Source organism: Rhizobium ecuadorense (assembly GCF_001187535.1).
Lineage (GTDB): Bacteria > Pseudomonadota > Alphaproteobacteria > Rhizobiales > Rhizobiaceae > Rhizobium > Rhizobium ecuadorense.
Window position 1 is genome coordinate 1 of sequence record NZ_LFIO01000921.1, and the last position, 245, is coordinate 245.

Annotated in this window: 1 protein-coding gene; it reads right to left on the reverse strand. The window is 61.2% G+C overall.

Annotation, left to right across the window (positions count from 1 at the left end; translation table 11 throughout):
* On the reverse strand, window positions 1-245 hold a 245-nt coding region (locus AF337_RS45445), incomplete at both ends, for a GNAT family N-acetyltransferase (protein ID WP_342028437.1).

Below are 245 nucleotides of genomic sequence, written 5' to 3' on the forward strand. Positions count from 1 at the left end.
GTTCTATTGCACGCCCGATCATATCAGCCGCAATGCCGCGGCCGCGCCATCGGCCAGCAACCGCAACCCGGCCGATCTTCACATGTTCCTCGGCGTAAATGGCTCTCAGCGTGCCGGAAACCTCGCCCGCCGTGACAGCGACGAGATGATGGGCGCTGAGATCGTCGGCATCGAATTCCTCGGCTTCGGGAACCTTCTGCTCATATACGAAAACTGCGCGTCGCAGCCGGAAGGCCTCATTGCAG